Origin of the sequence: Actinoplanes xinjiangensis (assembly GCF_003148685.1) — a bacterium.
Lineage (GTDB): Bacteria > Actinomycetota > Actinomycetes > Mycobacteriales > Micromonosporaceae > Actinoplanes > Actinoplanes xinjiangensis.
The window spans coordinates 235366-249963 of record NZ_QGGR01000011.1; the positions used below are offsets into that span (position 1 = coordinate 235366).

Consider the following 14598-nt stretch of genomic DNA (forward strand, 5'->3'; position numbering starts at 1 on the left):
ATGAACGGGGAACCGACATGTCTCTGGAGCCGACAGACCTGCGCAGCGACACCATGAGCCCGCCCACCCCGGCGATGGCCCACGCCATGACGACCGCCGACCACGGCGACGACCGGTACGGCGAGAGTGCCGCGACCCGGGCCCTCGAGGAGCACTGCGCGGCGATGTTCGGCAAGGACGCGGCACTGTTCATGCCGTCCGCGACGATGAGCAACCAGGTCGCGCTGCGGGTCCTCGCCGGCCGGGGCCGCGAGGTGCTGTGCGAGGCGGGCCATCACCTCAACCTCGTCCAGGCGCCCGCGGCCGCCGACCTGGCCGGCGTGGCGATCAACGCGGTCGTCACCCCGGACGGCCTCCTGCGCCCGGAGACCGCCGCCCAGGCGATCGACCACCGCGCCCGGTGGGTACCGGACCACGCGACCACCGGCCTGCTGTGGACCGAGAACACGCTGACCAGCCGCGGCGGGCGGATCCACCCGCTGCCCCTGCTCACCGACCTCAAACGCTGGAGCACCCGCCGCGGCATCGCCGTCTACCTCGACGGGTCGCGCATCATGCACGCGGTCGCGGCCACCGGTATCGGCCCCGCGGCGTGGGGGGCCACCAACGACGCCATGGCGCTGTGCTTCACCAAGGGACTCGGCGCGCCCATGGGATCGGTGCTGCTCGGCACCACCGAGTTCATCAGCGCGGCCCGTCGCTGCCGGCAGTGGTACGGCGGTGCCCCGCGCCAGTCCGGTCCGGCCGCCGCCGCGGCGCTGTGGGCGCTGCGCCACAACAGCGCCCGGCTCGCCGAGGACCACGCCAACGCCGCCGCGTTCGCCGCGGTGCTGGCCGAGTCGCCGTACTTCGGCGTCACCGCGCCGGACACGAACATCGTGCACGTCGACGTCAGCCGCCTCCAGTGCCCGGCCGCCGGGTTCGCCGCCCGGGCCGCCGAGGCCGGTGTCCGGGTCCTGACCTGCCGCGGTGCCGAGGTGCGGGCGGTGTTCGACGCGCGGACGTCCCGGCAGCGGGCGGTCCGGGCGGCGGAGTGCCTGCTCACCCTGGCGGCCCGGCTCACGCCCCATCGGGTCGCCCCCGGCCGGACCCGCTGGTGGGACCGGATCGGGCCGGCGTACCCGGTGACCGTGGCCGCTCAGGCGTACAGCCGCACCTGGGAGTGACCGCCTCCCGCCATCCCCGTACCGGCGGGCACTGACCGCGGGACCACCCCGGTCAGTCGGCGCGCTCGACGGTCAGGGCGCTGCGCCGGGGGACGGCACGCCACAGGTCGTACAGATGCGGATTCTCGGTGACCGTGGCCCGCACGGCCGCCAGCGCGGCCGCCCGCGCCGGCCCCGGTGGGGTGAAATCGAAACCGCTGTCGCCGGTGGCGAGGGTGTGGAAGCCGGCGAAACGCATGTCCAGGCTGACCTGCCACGGGATCCGGTCGGCGAGAGTGTACTGACGGGTGAAACTCAGCGTCGCGGTCCGGTCGGTCCACGAGTAGCGACCCCACTGGACCACGAAACCGTCGTCCTCGAGGCCGTCGAACCCGGTCTGGCAGAACTCGGTGAACGCCAGCCACGCCGACTCCACGTCGGTGAGAGTGTCCGGGTCGACGTGGTGGCTCAGCAGCAGCCGCTCGAAGATCTCGCCGGGTGTCTCCGGGCGGACGGCCTCCGCCGCGACCCGGAACGTGTCGCGTCCCTGCCGGTCGGTCGCGCCGTGCCCGAGCCGGATGAGGACGGTGTGGTCGTCGTCGCGGCCGACCACGTCGCAGCACAGGTCGAGCGGGGTGGGCAACCGGGAGGAGCGGATGTCCCCGATGTCGATCAGGGGCGCGTTGCCGAGAATGACCGCTGCCGTCCCGTCGACCTCCGCAAGGTGCACCTCGACCCGAACGGGCCAGTTCCCGGTCATATCGATCGCTGTCGCGGTTACGTAGTGCACCTCACTCATCGTGCCCTATCCGCGCATCCCGGGGGCCACCAGGGGCGGCCCCCGGGATGCGGGTCAGAGGACGGTGCAGGCGGTGCCGCCGAGGCTGAAGGCGGCCGGGACCGGATTGCCGCCGGTCCAGCTGCCCAGGAACCCGAACGACGCGGACCCGCCGGCGGCGATACCGCCGTTCCAGGCGGCGTTGCCGACCGTCACCGCCGGGCCCGACTGCGTGTGGAGGCCGCCCCACAGCTGACCGATCTGCTGGCCGCCGGTGAACTGCCAGGCCAGTCGCCACGACGCCAGCGCGGTGGCACCGGTGTTGGTGACCTTCACGTCCGCCTGGAAGCCGCCCGGCCAGCTGCCGGTGACCCGGTAGGTGACGGCGCAGGAGCCGGTGCCCGGGTTCGTGCTGGTGTCCGGGCTCGCGCTGGCACCGGGGCTGGTACCGGTCTCGATCCTCGACGGGTCGACCACACCCCAGTACGCCGGCTTCGCCTGCAACCTGGTGTCGAACAGCAGCGGCGCGTCCTTGCGGGTCACCGGGAACGTGTCGAGCCAGGTGTTGTCGTCGGCCAGTCCCCACAGCGTGACCGAGGTGATCTCGCCCGGGTACCGGCGGAACAGGGCGAACATGTCGCGGTAGACGTACGCCTGCTTGAGCAGCCGGTCCGTCGGCGGCGCCGGGAAGCTCTCGCCGTCGCCGGTGTAGATGCTGACGTCCATCTCGGTGACCTGCTGGTCGATGCCGAGCGGGACGAACCTGTCGATCATCGCCTGGGTCTCGGCGACGGTCGGCCAGCCGATGTTGATGTGCACCTGGTGCCCGACGCCGTCGATCGGCACACCCTCCGCCTTCAACCGCTGCACCAGGGCGAACAGGAAGTCCCGCTTGGCCGGCACGTTCGTGTTGTAGTCGTTGATGTACAGCTTCGCGTGCGGCGCCACCTCACGGGCCACCCGGAACGCGGTACGGAGGTAGTCGAGGCCGGCCACGGTGTACCACTGGCTGCGCCGCAGACCGTCCGGCTGGCTCTCGTCGATCACCTCGTTGACCACGTCCCACACGCCGATGTCGGTGCCGTAGTGGGCGGCCACGTTACGGATGTGGTTCTCCAGGCGCGCCAGCAGCAGCGCCTTGTCCTCGGCGGTCGCCGTCATCGGCTCACCGTCGGCACCGGTGAACACCCACGCCGGCGTCTGGTTGTGCCACACCAGGGTGTGCCCGCGCACGGCGAGACCGTTCGCCTTCGCGAACGCCATCAACGGATCGGCCTGGGCGTACGTGAAGGTGTTCTCGGCCGGCTCGGTGGCGTCCCACTTCAGCGCGTTGCCGGGGGTCACCGAGTCGAAGTGCTTCGTGAGCAGCTCACCGTGCCCGGTGACGATCTCCGCGCCGGTGATCGCGGCGCCCACCGGGAACTCGGTGACGACGTCCTTGACCGACGGGATGTCGGTCTGCACCGGCAGCGCGGGCACATAGCCGGCGGTCACGTCGTCGATGTACAGGTCACCTGTCGTCGACGCGGTCTCCACGTAGAGGCGCAGGAACTCCACGTCGGTGGCCAGGGTGTAACGGCCGGTCAGGTTGACCCAGGCGCCGCCGGTCACCGCGGTGTTGCCGACGACCTGGTCGTAGGAGGCGACCTCGCCGGTCCGGCGCTCCACACTCAACCGGGCGTCGTCCGAGCCGGACGCCAGCCGTACCCACACCGAGATCGTGTAGGCGGTGCCCTTCTCGAACGTGCCGAGCACGTCCAGGGACGGGCCCTGCCAGGAGGCGGTGCGGCCGCTGACCAGCAGGCTGCCGGTGCCGCTGTGCGCGACGGCGGTGCTGTGCGCGACCGTCTCGGCGGACCGTCCGGCCCAGCCCTGGCTGGTCCCGTCCTCGAAGTCGCTGGTCAGCACGGTGACGGGAGGGGGATCTGCGGCGGCGCCGGCGGTCGCGCCGACGACGGCGACGGTCGCCGTCGCGGTCAGCAGAGCCAGCGCCAGCCGGGGGAGAGCGCGCATTCGCGGGCTCCTTCGGGGGAGAGGGGAGGGGATTGAGCGACATCGTTACATGGGAGCGCTCCCATTACAACGGTGTTGCCGGGCCGTGTCCGGGCGGTGGTTCTCCCAGGGCGCAAAACCGGAATGCGAGCATTTGTCATAGCTAGGCTGCGGGTCATGCTGTTTCGACGAACCATGGTCGCCGTCGGCGCGGCCGCTCTCGTGACGATTCCCGGCGCCGCGGCCCAGGCCGCTTCCGTAACCGACGCCCGCCTTACGGCCGTCGGCGGCGCGCTGACGGCCGGAGCCTCGGCCGCCCGATGGGCCTCGGCCGGCGGGGTGCGGGGTGCCGTCGTCGGCCTCCGGACCTCGATGGACGGTCCGCGGGACTCTTTCGGCGGTGCGCCGGCCGTCGTTCGGACCGAGCCGTCGGCTGCCCTTCCTGCCGGGTCGCCCCTCCGTGCCGAGTCGCCGGCTGTCCTTCGTGCCGGGTCGCCGGCTACCCTTCGGGCCGATTCGACGGCTGTCGTCCGGGCCGCGCCCTCGCCGCAGGATGAGGCGTTCCTGCGGGCGGCCAACGAGATCAACCTCGCGGGCGTCGCGCACGGCCGCATCGCCTGGGCGAAGACCGGCAACGCCGAGGTCAAGAGGATCGCGGGCCGGCTCATGGTCGACCACATCCGGCTCAACGCGAAGGTCTCCGAAGCCGCCCGCAAACTGAAGATCAGACTCGGCTTCACGCCGAACGCCGCACAGCAGGCACTCGCCGAGCGCTACCAGGCGGCGCCGGCCGGTTCGTTCGACGCGCTCTACCTCTCCACCCAGCTGGAACTCCACCAGCAGGCGAAGCGGATCGCCGATGCCCAGATCGCCGAGGGCCGAGACGCGAGCCTCAAGCGGGTCGCCGCCGACTCCGCCCCGGTTCTGGCCGGCCACCAGGCGTTGCTGACGGAAGCCACCAACTGACACCCATCAGGCTGGATTCCTAGGATGCTTTAGCGGGTGTGCGGCGAGCCTCCTCTTCTTCGGGTGCGACCGGACGACCGGGTCGGTGATGACGACATCACCGACCCGGCCGCGGTCACATCCGGCTCACCGGTAAAGCGCGACCGGACAGTAGGACCGACGGGGAGTCGGCCGTGGCCGCCTACCGTCGCCGCGTGTCCGAACCGGCGTGACTTCCGGTCACCGGAGCTTCCGGAAGAACGTCCGGACGTCGTCGACCAGCGGCTCGGGCGTTTCCATGGCGAGGAAGTGGCCGCCCTTGCCGAGTTCGGTCCAGTGCACGATGTGGTGGTCACGCTCGGCCCACCGCCGGATCGTGGTGTCCTGACCGGACACGAGGACGCCGGTGGGTACGGTCCCGCGCGAACCGGCGGTCCAGTCCTGCCCGCCCGCGCTCCCGGAGATCTCCTCGTAGTAGATCTGGGCGGCGGAGGCGGCGGTGCCGGTCAGCCAGTAGATCGACACGTCAGTGAGGAAGCGGTCACGGTCGATGCTGTCCTCCGGCAGTCCCTCCTCCGGGTCGGTGTGCTCCTTGAACTTCTCCACGATCCAGGCGAGCTGGCCGACCGGGGAGTCGGTCAGGGCGTACCCGACGGTCTGTGGGCGTTTGCTGTTGCAGTGGAAATAGCCGTCGTTGGAGTTCTGCATCCGCTGCCAGCGCCGCTGTTCGACCTCGCTGAGGCCGTCGAACTCCCCGTCGGCTCCGATCGGGAGGGTGACCATCGCGGTGAGGTGGACACCGGCGACCCGGTCCGGGTCCTGCCGGCCCACCCGGGGACCGATCCAGGCGCCCCAGTCGTAGCCGTGCACGCCGTACCGGTCGTACCCCAGCCGGGCCATCAGCGCCGCGACGATCCCGGCCACCCGGGACGCGTTCATCCCCGGCCCGTCCAGCGGGGTGGAGAAGCCGAAGCCCGGAAGCGACGGGATCACCAGGTGGAAGGCGTCGGCGGGGTCGCCGCCGTGGCTACGAGGATCGGACAGCGGCCCGATGACGTCGAGGAAGTCCGCCACACTGCCGGGCCAGCCGTGCAACAGGACCAGCGGCGTGGCGTCCGGCTCGGGCGAGGGCACGTGCAGGAAGTGCAGATTCTGCCCGTCGATGGTGGTCAGGTGCTGTGGGTACCGGTTGAGGGCCGCCTCCTGGGCCCGCCAGTCGAAGCCGGTGCGCCAGTAGTCGGCGACCTCCTTCAGGTAGCCGAGGGGAACGCCGCGGCTCCATCCGACCCCGGGTAGCTCCTCCGGCCAGCGGGTGTCGGCCAGGCGGGCCTTCAGGTCGTCGAGCTGGGACTGCGGGATGTCGATGCGGAAGGGCCGCAGTTCCGGCCGGCTGTTCGTCATGCGGATCACGCTAGGAACCGGTCAGGTCACTTCCTGTCCTAATGTCGTCGCCGCTGTCGTTTTGCGGCCTCAGCCGGGTCTTCCGCGGCTGCCCGTAACAGACGTCGTAGGCCGACTTGCCGGTGCTCATGTTGCGGCGGGCGAGCAGCCAGCGCCGTCCTCGACCTGCTCGACCCTGCCGTCCGTGCCCAGGGCCGCCGCCCCCTGGGTTGGCTCGAGTGACCGCTCGTTGCCCCCGTACAAGAAGCGCGGCTCTCGGGCCCTCATCCCAAGCTCACCACAAGCGCCGGTTCCCATTCCGACGTTCCCCAGCGCCAAGAGGCGTTCGACCAGCCCGACCGGCGAGACCAGATCCCGCCGTCTACCGCAGCGGTGTGGCCGGGTACCCATGGGCGTGTGTTCGCGTGAGGCGGTCACGGGCCGACAGCGGGTACCTCCTCATGATCAGATTGGTTGAGCTCGATCATGAGGAGGTTGCGGATGAGTGGGATCCGGCAGTTCCGGTGGGCCGACTACGACCGGGTCGTGGCCGTGTGGCGGGAGTCCGGCATCGGTGTCCTCTCCCGCGCCGAGCTCGAGGCGAAGCTGGAGCGGGATCCGGAACTGTTCCTGGTGGCGGAGTCGGGGGAGGACATCGCCGGGGTGGTGCTGGGGACCTATGACGGGCGGCGGGGATGGATCTTCCGGCTCGGTGTCCACCCGGGGTACCGCAGGCGGGGGATCGCCACCCGTCTGGTCGCCGAACTCGAGAAGCGCCTGCACGCCCTGAACTGTCCCCGGATCAACCTGCTGGTTCTCCCGGACAACGATGCGGGCCTGCGGTTCTGGCAGCGCCTCGGTTACCTGCCCTGTCCGGACGTGCTGTGCAGCAAGCCGCTACCAGCCCGGATACCGAACAACCTATCATCCTAGGATGCCTTAGGGGCTGTGCGGCAAGCCGCACTGAACGACCAGAACGACGGCTTCGCCGACGACCCCGGAGAAACGGCCGGTGATCGGGGAACAGATCGATCGCGGGGAACGGCACGGTCGATCGCCGCAGACAGTACGAGAGTGAGGGATCGCGGGCAGTGACGCTGCATCAGGACGAGATCGTGGTCGGGGAACCGCTGGTGCGGCGCCTGATCGCCGAGCAGTGCCCGCAGTGGTCCGGGCTCACGTTGGGACCGGCCGGGGCGGGGACCGAGAACACCATGTTCCGGCTCGGGGAGGAGTTGCTGGTGCGGCTTCCTCGTACCGTCGAGAAGGCCGACGCCTTGTGCACCGAGCGGGAATGGCTGCCGCGGTTGACGCCGTATCTGCCGCTGCGGGTGCCGGAGCCGGTGTTCGCGGGGGAGGCGTCGGCGGTGTTTCCGGCGCAGTGGTCGGTGCTGCGGTGGATCCCCGGTGCCGAGGCCGGTGTGGACAGCGTGCGGGACTGGGGACGCTTCGGGACGGATCTGGCCGGCTTCGTGCGGGCGCTGCACCGGGTGGACCTGATGGGGGCGCAGCTCAGCTGGTACCGGGGTGGTGACCTGGCGCCCTGTGACGGCTGGGTGTCGGATGCTCTGGCGTCGTGCCGGCGGCTGGTCGGTGCCGAACTGGACGTCGATACGGTGGAGTCGTTCTGGCGGGCGGGCCTGGCCCAGCCGGTGTCGCCGCATCCGCGGGTGTGGCTGCACGGTGATCTGAAGCCGACGAATCTACTGGTCGAGGACGGCCGCCTGGTGGCGGTGATCGATTTCGGGGCGGTGTCGGTGGGCCGGCCGGATGCCGAGCACGCGACGGTGTGGGATCTGCCGTCGGCCGCGCGGGAGGCCTACTGGAACACGCTGAGCCTCGACGAGGCCACGTGGCTGCGGGCCCGGGCGTGGGCGGTCGCGGTGGCGGTCAGCGGGATCGCCTACTACTGGGACACGTTTCCGGCGTTCGTGACCGAGTGCCGTACCCGGCTCGCCCACCTACTTTCATCCTAGGACGCTCTAGAGGTAGTGCGGCAAGCCGCACTACAAACCCGTCAAAGACGACGGCTTCGCCGACAGGCACACATTCTTTTGATCGGGTACGCCCGGACGGCCCGGATGGGGCAGTGGTCCAGATCGGGCGGTAACGCGTTCGGCCCGGTCCGCAGTGCCGTCGCGGCGGACGAGAACCAGCACCACGGTGAGGTTCGAGACGGGCGGGTCCCGGGTGTCGGCCACGGTGCCGCGAATGTGATCGCTGAGGGGAACCGGGACGGCCACAAAATCCGGCGTGCCGCCCGCCGCGGCGTCGATCTGGCCCGTCATTCGCTCGCCTTCGCCGCCAGGGCCATCGAAGTCGCCGACGTGGTGGCGTGCGGGGCAATGCGCCCGTGTCGGGCCGGCGACCGTGGCGGATAGGCTGCGCCGCTCGCCGGACGAGCACACGTAGCTCATCACCCACCACTACGGCGGCGGCTGCGGGTCGGCGCTGGTCGACCCCGGCAAGCTGGAACACGTCCTGGTCGACCTGGCGCTCGACGGCCGCGACGCGATACCGGACGGCGGCGTGTTCACGATCGAGAGCCCCGGCGTGCTCGCCGCCGCCGCCGGCGGCGCCGGCGGCGGCGGCGGCGCGACGCCCGAGGCCACGTTCCCAAGGCGGCTCCCACGTCGGGCTGGCTCCCACGTCGGGCTGGCTCCCACCGCTGTCTCAAGTGCCTTGAGACAGCGGTGGGAGCCAGCCGGACCTCCGTGACCGGTTTGCGGTGGCGTCCTCGGCGGCCCGGGCGGTTTCTAGGTCAGGTCCGTCATCTCGCTGGTCTCACCGGGGCGGGCGGCGCCTGGTCAGGAGCGGTCGTGGGTTCAGGCAAGGACGGCGACGGTGAGTACGCCGGCCGCTGCGATGAGGTAGCCGGCCGCGATGGGCACGCTGCGGGCTGTTTCTTCTTGGCGCCGAGTCGCTCGTAGAGGTTGCCGAGGCGGCGGCGGACCCGGTCGTCGCGGGTGGCGATGAGTAGCAGCAGGAACGGCAGGCTGTAGACCAGTGCGTACCCGGCGATGATCGTCAGGGAGCTGGTGGTGCGGAGGTCGGCGTTGACGATGCGTTCGATGGCGATGAAGCGGGGGAAGTGTTGATCGCGCTGTTGCGGCACGCCAAGCAGTCATCCGATGGACGTGCCGCTGCTTCACTCGTCGCCACCCGCGTCGCCCCGTCCAGTGCCTACGGCCGCCGCCCGAGCCGGCCGGCTCGGGCGGCGATGGGAACGCCGCAAGGTCTCGCGGCTGTTCACCGGTGACCGCATCGCGTTGAGCGACCGGCCGTTGTGGCGGGTGCGCTAGGAGTCCTGCGCACCCGCTTCGGGGAGACGTTTGGGTGCGGGCCTTGGGCGACGTCTGGCTCCTCTCGCCGCCCGTGGCCGCGGCGCTACCGGCACCTGCCACCGTCGGCGTCTGCGTCCGGATCGGGGTCAGGGCTGTGTGACGGCGGGGGTCGTCGCCCTCGGGCCGGGGGTGCGCAGGGGGAGGAGGGCGGCCAGGATCAGCAGGCCGGTGAGGGGCATGAGATTGAGGTCGATGGTGGGGAGCAGGACGCCGATGAGCATGGTGGCGGGGCTCCACCAGGGCAGGTGGTGGGTGCGGGCGGCGAGGGCGGCCATGGTGACGAGGCCGATGAAGAACAGCAGGGGGCCGATGTCGTAGATGGCGGCTTGGACGCCGGGGATGTCGGTGACCTGGTGTTGGAGGCGGCGCAGGGAGTCGCGGTCGGTGGCGGCGAGGGCGAGGACGATGTCGGCGCTGAACTGGATGACGGTGGTGGCGAGGCCGAGCAGGGTGACGGCGGTGATGGTGTTGGCGCCGGCGGTGATGTGCCGGCGGAGGGTGAGGATGACGGGGACGAACAGGGCCATGCCGGCGAGGCCGAAGAGGTGGGCGAGTTGCCAGTCGGCGCCGGGGCCGTAGTGGCCGTCGAGGCGGCCGATGATGCGGGTGATGCCGTAGGCGGTCATGGCGAGGGGTGCGGCCAGGAGGGCGGTTTTCGTCATGGTGACGATCGTGGTGGTGGGTGTGGTGGTGGCGCCTCCGGTGGTGGCGGGGTGGTTTCCCGGAGTGGTCCCGGATTTTCAGAGGGTGAGGAAGGTGGGGGGTTCGTGGCGTAGGAAGTCGTGGTGGGAGATGTCCCAGCCGTAGGCGCCGGCGCGGGCGTAGAGGAGTAGGTCGCCGGTGCGCAGGTGGGGGACGTGTTGGTTGCGGGTGAGGACGTCGCGGGGGGTGCAGAGTTCCCCTACGGCGTCGATGGGGGTGTCGTGGATGGAGAGTCGGGGGTAGGGGTGGGGCCAGTCGTCGATGGGGATGACGGTGAAGGGGTGGGAGTAGCCCCAGGCGGCGGGTAGCCGGAAGTGGTGGGTGCCGCCGCGTAGGACGGCGAAGGTGCGGCCGTGGGTGGTTTTGAGGTCGAGGACTTCGGTGGCGTACCAGCCGGCGTCGGCGGTGAGGTAGCGGCCTGGTTCGAGGATGAGTTCGATGTGGTCGGGGACGGTGACGTCGGCCAGTGGGGTGAGGTCGATGGAGTTCTGGGTGAGGTAGTCGATGCCGAGGCCGCCGCCGGCGTTGACGATGCGCAGGGTGATGTCGTGGTGGTGGGCGGTGCGCTGGGACCAGTCGATGGTGTCGGTGAGGAATTCCGCGTGGGCGTGGCCGTCGAGGTTGTTGGAGACGGCGTGCAGGTGGAAGCCGATGACGCGGAGGCCGTCGGGGATGTCGGCGAGGACCTGGGGGAGTTGGGTCTCGTCGATGCCGAACGGGGTGGGTGTGCCGGTCATGGTGTGGCTGCCGGCCGGTGCGGGGTGGGTGCGGTTGATGCGCAGGCAGATGTCGGTGTGGACGCCGAGGGCGGCGAGGCGGCGTAGTTCGTGGGGGCTTTCGACGTTGAGCAGGGCGCCTGCGGTGACGGCGGCGGCGAGTTCGGCGTCGGTTTTGGCGGGGCCGCCGAAGACGATGCGGCGGGCGCGGGCTTGTACGGCGAGGGCGAGTTCGCCGCCGGAGGCGACTTCGAGGCCGTCGCATGCGGACGCGAGGGTGTGGACGACGTCGGGATGTCCGTTGGCTTTGACGGCGTACAGCAGGGTGGTTCTGGGGGGTAGGGCTGCGCGGAGGGTGGCGGTGCGGGTGCGCAGGGCGGTGGTGTCGTAGAGGTAGGCGCAGCGTGGGGTGGGTAGGCGGCGCAGTGCGGTGGTGATGGGGTCAGTCATGGAGGGGGTTGCCGACCGGGATGTGGATGTCGCCGGTGCCGGCGAGGCGCATGCGGACGAGGGCTTTGTGGGGGACGGTTTCGGCGGTGAGCCAGTGGTGGTCGTCGGTGGCGGTGTTGTTGTGGTGCAGGGTGTCGTAGGTGTCGTCGATGACGGTGCGGATGAGGCGCCAGGCGAGTTGTTCGTCGAGATTGTGGGTGTGGCCGAGGCGGATGACGAGTTCGCCTAGGTGGGCTTGGAGTGCGGTGTAGCCGAGTTTGGCGCGCAGGGTTTCGGTGTCGGTGGTGGTGATGACGGAGCCGGGCCAGAGGTCGATGGTGTGGCCGGCTCGGGTGAGTCGGTCGGGGTGTAGTCGTAGGCCGGCGAGGTCGCGGAGGGCGAGTCGGTGGGGGTGGCCGTTGAGGAAGGTGGGGATGCAGTTCTGTAGGTGGGCTTCGAGGGCGATGCCGTGGGTGAGCAGTCGGAGCAGGGGTGGGAGTAGTAGGCGGGTGTAGTCGGTGAGCCAGGTGGCGGGGTTGGTGCCGGTCTGGTCGACGAGGTCGCCGATGAGGTGGGGCAGGGCGCCGCCGGGGATGGGTGTTTCGTGGGGGTGCAGGCGTCCGGTGAGGCCGGTGCGGGTGATGGCGGAGAGGTCGCGGCCGGTGCCTGCGGGTACGGCGGCGCCGGCGGGTTCGGTCATGAGCAGGATGCGGTGGCCGTCGGGGTCGTCGTCGAGCAGGTGGGTGAGCAGGGTGGAGAGGGTGGGGCCGTTGCGGGTGGAGGCGACGCTGATGCTGCGGCGGGTGGAGGTGATTTGGATGTCGAGGCTGAGTTTGAGGTAGTGGCCGTTCGGGAGGAGCAGGGTGCGCAGGGCGGCGGTGGGGATGGCGTCGAGGTGGTGGTCGCTGTGGTGCAGGGTGCCGCCGGTGAACAGGTCGGCGTAGCGGGTGTGGACGGTGTCGAGTTGCCAGGGGTGGACGGGTTGTAGTCGGTAGCCGGGGCGGTCGTGGTGCAGGCCGAGGGTGGCGCCGATGTCGTCGCCGAGGTGGGTGTCGTCGCGGACGGCGATGAAGTGGATGCGGGTGTGGCCGGCTTCGAGGTCGTGGGCGAGGACGTCGGTGGTGTCCCAGCCGAGTCGGGTGCGGCCGCAGGGGTGCAGGTTGTGGCCGGCGACGGCGAGGCGTTCGAGGCGTACGGCGGTGGTGTCGGGGTCGGTGGCGGTGGGGAGGTTGTCGCGGGCGCGGGCGTGGGCGATGGCGAGGTTGAGGACGGCGTTGCGGATCTCGGTGGCGAAGGTGCCGGTGGTGTCGATGCCGGTGAGCAGGTCGACGGGGTCGGCGACGCCGGCGTCGGGGTATTCGACGCGGTGGAAGGCGTGGCGGTGGCCGCCGGGGGTTTCGGGGGTGAGGTTTTCGCGGACGAGGGCGGCGCGGAGGCGGCGGCCGACGGTGTCGGCGGCGGTGGGTAGGTGGTTGAGGAAGCCGTCGACGAGGTGGGGGGCGTGGACGGCGAGGGCGGCTTCGGTGTGGGCGGCGGCCGTGGCGAGGCGGCCGGTGGTGGCGATGCGGATCATCGTCGGGGTCCTTTGCGCGGGTGGCTCATGTGTGCGCCGCCATGGGGTTGGGCAGGTGGGTCCAGCGGTCTCGGAGGGGGTCGGCGGCCAGTCGCATGGCGGTGGTGGCTTTGACCGGGAGGGGTTCGGTGGTCAGGGCGGGGTGGTCTTTGAGGGCGGTGGCGGTGATCTGCCAGAGGGTGTCGGGGTCGGTGTCGGCGTTGGCGATGAATTGGCGGGCGACGGTGGCGAGGGCGGCGGCGGCGAGTTTGGTGCGGAGTTCGGTGTCGTCGTCGGTGGGGAGGTCGCCGTGCAGGGGTGGCATGGGGTGGCCGGCGGCGTGCAGGCGTGCGGGGTGGACGCGGACGCCGCCGAGGTCGCGGTAGAGGGTGCGGGTGATGCGGCCGTGGCGTAGGAGTACGAGGCTGTTCTGGCCGTGGGCTTCCAGGGCGATGCCGCGGTGCAGGAGTTGGGCCAGGGGTTTGAAGAAGACGGTGCCGAGGTCGGTGATGAGTTGGTGGGGGTCGCCGAAGCGTCGTGGGTTGTCGGCGAGGATGCCGAGGGGGACGGCGTCGGGGGGTGGGGCCTGGCGGATGAGGTGGGCGAGGCGGCGGTCGGGTCCGTGGTCGGTGATGACGGCGCCGGCCTGGGTTTCGGTGAGGACGTCGAGTGGCAGGTCGCGGGTGAGGTCGTGGAGCAGGGCGGACAGGAGGGGGCCGTTGTGGACGGCGGCGGGGGAGACGGTGCGCACGGCGGAGGTCATCTGGATGTCGACGGCGGTTTTGATGTGGGGGCCGCCGTTGAGGGGGGCGACGGTGCGTAGCGACATCAGGGGCCGGACGGGTGTGGTGGGTCCGTCGTCGGTGAGCCAGGGGTATTGGTCGAGCAGGTGGGTGGCCTGCCAGGGGTGGGCGTAGAGGACGGGTTGGCCGGTGCCGTGCCATCGGTGGGTGGGGACGCGCAGGCGGCGCAGGGTGATGACGGTGTGGTGTTCGGGGGCGTAGGCGAGTTGGTCGGCGACGGTCATGCCGGTGCGGGTGCGGCAGCAGGGGTGCAGGGGGTGGCCGTCGAGGTGGGTCTGTTCGATCTGGCCTGGTTGGGGGTGGGTGGGCCAGGGGGGTGGGGTGGGGTTGGCGGCGTGGGCGAGGGCGAGGTTGGCGACGCTGTTGGCGAGTTCGGTGGCCAGGTGGGTGCCGGGCCAGAGGGTGTCGGCGAGGTGGGCGGGGTCGTCGGTGCGGTGGCCGCGGACGGTGACGTGCAGGCCGGGGGGTGGGGTGGTGAAGGGGGTGGCGGCGCTGGTGGGGTAGGTCAGGACGGTGTCGCCGAAGCGGACGTGGGTGTGGCCGTCGTGGTGGTGGCGGCTGGTGAGGCCGGGTAGTGGTTCGGTTTCGGTGGCGATGAGGAGCCGGCCGAGGATGGCGGTGCGGGCGGCGGGTAGTGCGGTGTCGTATCCGTCGAGGAGGCCGGGGTGGGTCGCGGCGATCTGGGTGCGGGTTCCGGCGGGGTCGGCGGTGGGGTGTGGCACGTGTTCATTGTCGCGGTCGTGGTGTCCGGTTCGCTGGGGGGAGTGGGTGGGGCGGTGCCTGTCACATCGTCGTCGGGTGGGTGTGTTTCC

The 14598-nt window shown here is 71.0% G+C and carries 13 protein-coding genes; 4 read left to right on the forward strand and 9 right to left on the reverse strand.

Features of this window, described 5'->3' with window-relative positions; translation table 11 throughout:
* Window positions 1–17: 17 nt before the first annotated feature.
* Window positions 18–1166 carry a threonine aldolase family protein gene (locus BC793_RS25100; RefSeq protein WP_158319353.1) on the forward strand — a complete coding sequence of 383 codons (1149 nt, stop codon included), beginning with the start codon at window positions 18–20 and terminating at the stop codon, window positions 1164–1166.
* Window positions 1167–1218: 52 nt separating this feature from the next.
* On the opposite strand, the gene BC793_RS25105 is transcribed toward BC793_RS25100, so the two are convergent.
* Window positions 1219–1935 carry a hypothetical protein gene (locus tag BC793_RS25105; protein WP_146246435.1) on the reverse strand — a complete coding sequence of 239 codons (717 nt, stop codon included), beginning with the start codon at window positions 1933–1935 and terminating at the stop codon, window positions 1219–1221.
* Between the two features lie 63 nt (window positions 1936–1998).
* Window positions 1999–3936 (reverse strand): endo-1,4-beta-xylanase, encoded by a 1938-nt coding sequence (locus BC793_RS25110; protein WP_109596313.1) that lies wholly within the window; start codon window positions 3934–3936, stop codon window positions 1999–2001.
* Between the two features lie 156 nt (window positions 3937–4092).
* Between BC793_RS25110 and BC793_RS25115 the strand changes: the two genes are divergently transcribed.
* On the forward strand, window positions 4093–4881 hold the full coding sequence (locus BC793_RS25115) for a DUF4142 domain-containing protein (RefSeq protein ID WP_158319354.1): 789 nt from the start codon (window positions 4093–4095) through the stop codon (window positions 4879–4881).
* Window positions 4882–5100: 219 nt separating this feature from the next.
* Here the strand turns inward: BC793_RS25115 and BC793_RS25120 are convergent, their stop codons facing one another.
* Window positions 5101–6261 carry an epoxide hydrolase family protein gene (locus tag BC793_RS25120; protein WP_109596455.1) on the reverse strand — a complete coding sequence of 387 codons (1161 nt, stop codon included), beginning with the start codon at window positions 6259–6261 and terminating at the stop codon, window positions 5101–5103.
* Window positions 6262–6741: 480 nt separating this feature from the next.
* Between BC793_RS25120 and BC793_RS25125 the strand changes: the two genes are divergently transcribed.
* The gene (locus tag BC793_RS25125; RefSeq protein WP_109596317.1) at window positions 6742–7173 is read left to right on the forward strand and encodes a GNAT family acetyltransferase; all 432 of its coding nucleotides are present in this window, start codon (window positions 6742–6744) and stop codon (window positions 7171–7173) included.
* Between the two features lie 158 nt (window positions 7174–7331).
* The gene (locus BC793_RS25130) at window positions 7332–8216 is read left to right on the forward strand and encodes an aminoglycoside phosphotransferase family protein (protein WP_109596319.1); all 885 of its coding nucleotides are present in this window, start codon (window positions 7332–7334) and stop codon (window positions 8214–8216) included.
* Window positions 8217–8246: 30 nt separating this feature from the next.
* Here BC793_RS25130 and BC793_RS48995 read toward each other — a convergent pair whose 3' ends face one another.
* From BC793_RS48995 to BC793_RS25160, 6 genes are all read right to left on the reverse strand, one after another.
* Entirely contained in the window at window positions 8247–8657 is a 411-nt protein-coding gene (locus BC793_RS48995; RefSeq protein WP_146246436.1) for a hypothetical protein, read from the reverse strand.
* 353 nt (window positions 8658–9010) lie between these two features.
* Complete coding sequence (locus tag BC793_RS25140) at window positions 9011–9355, reverse strand: hypothetical protein (RefSeq protein ID WP_109596322.1); 345 nt, start codon at window positions 9353–9355, stop codon at window positions 9011–9013.
* 315 nt (window positions 9356–9670) lie between these two features.
* Window positions 9671–10246 (reverse strand): hypothetical protein, encoded by a 576-nt coding sequence (locus BC793_RS25145; protein WP_109596324.1) that lies wholly within the window; start codon window positions 10244–10246, stop codon window positions 9671–9673.
* A gap of 78 nt (window positions 10247–10324) precedes the next feature.
* Window positions 10325–11452, reverse strand: a complete 1128-nt coding sequence (locus BC793_RS25150) for an alanine racemase (protein ID WP_109596326.1) — start codon at window positions 11450–11452, stop codon at window positions 10325–10327.
* Window positions 11445–13004, reverse strand: a complete 1560-nt coding sequence (locus tag BC793_RS25155) for an IucA/IucC family protein (RefSeq protein WP_109596328.1) — start codon at window positions 13002–13004, stop codon at window positions 11445–11447. Before BC793_RS25155 ends, BC793_RS25150 begins: the two co-directional genes overlap by 8 nt.
* A 25-nt stretch (window positions 13005–13029) precedes the next feature.
* On the reverse strand, window positions 13030–14508 hold the full coding sequence (locus BC793_RS25160) for an IucA/IucC family siderophore biosynthesis protein (protein ID WP_275416257.1): 1479 nt from the start codon (window positions 14506–14508) through the stop codon (window positions 13030–13032).
* Window positions 14509–14598 lie beyond the last annotated feature (90 nt).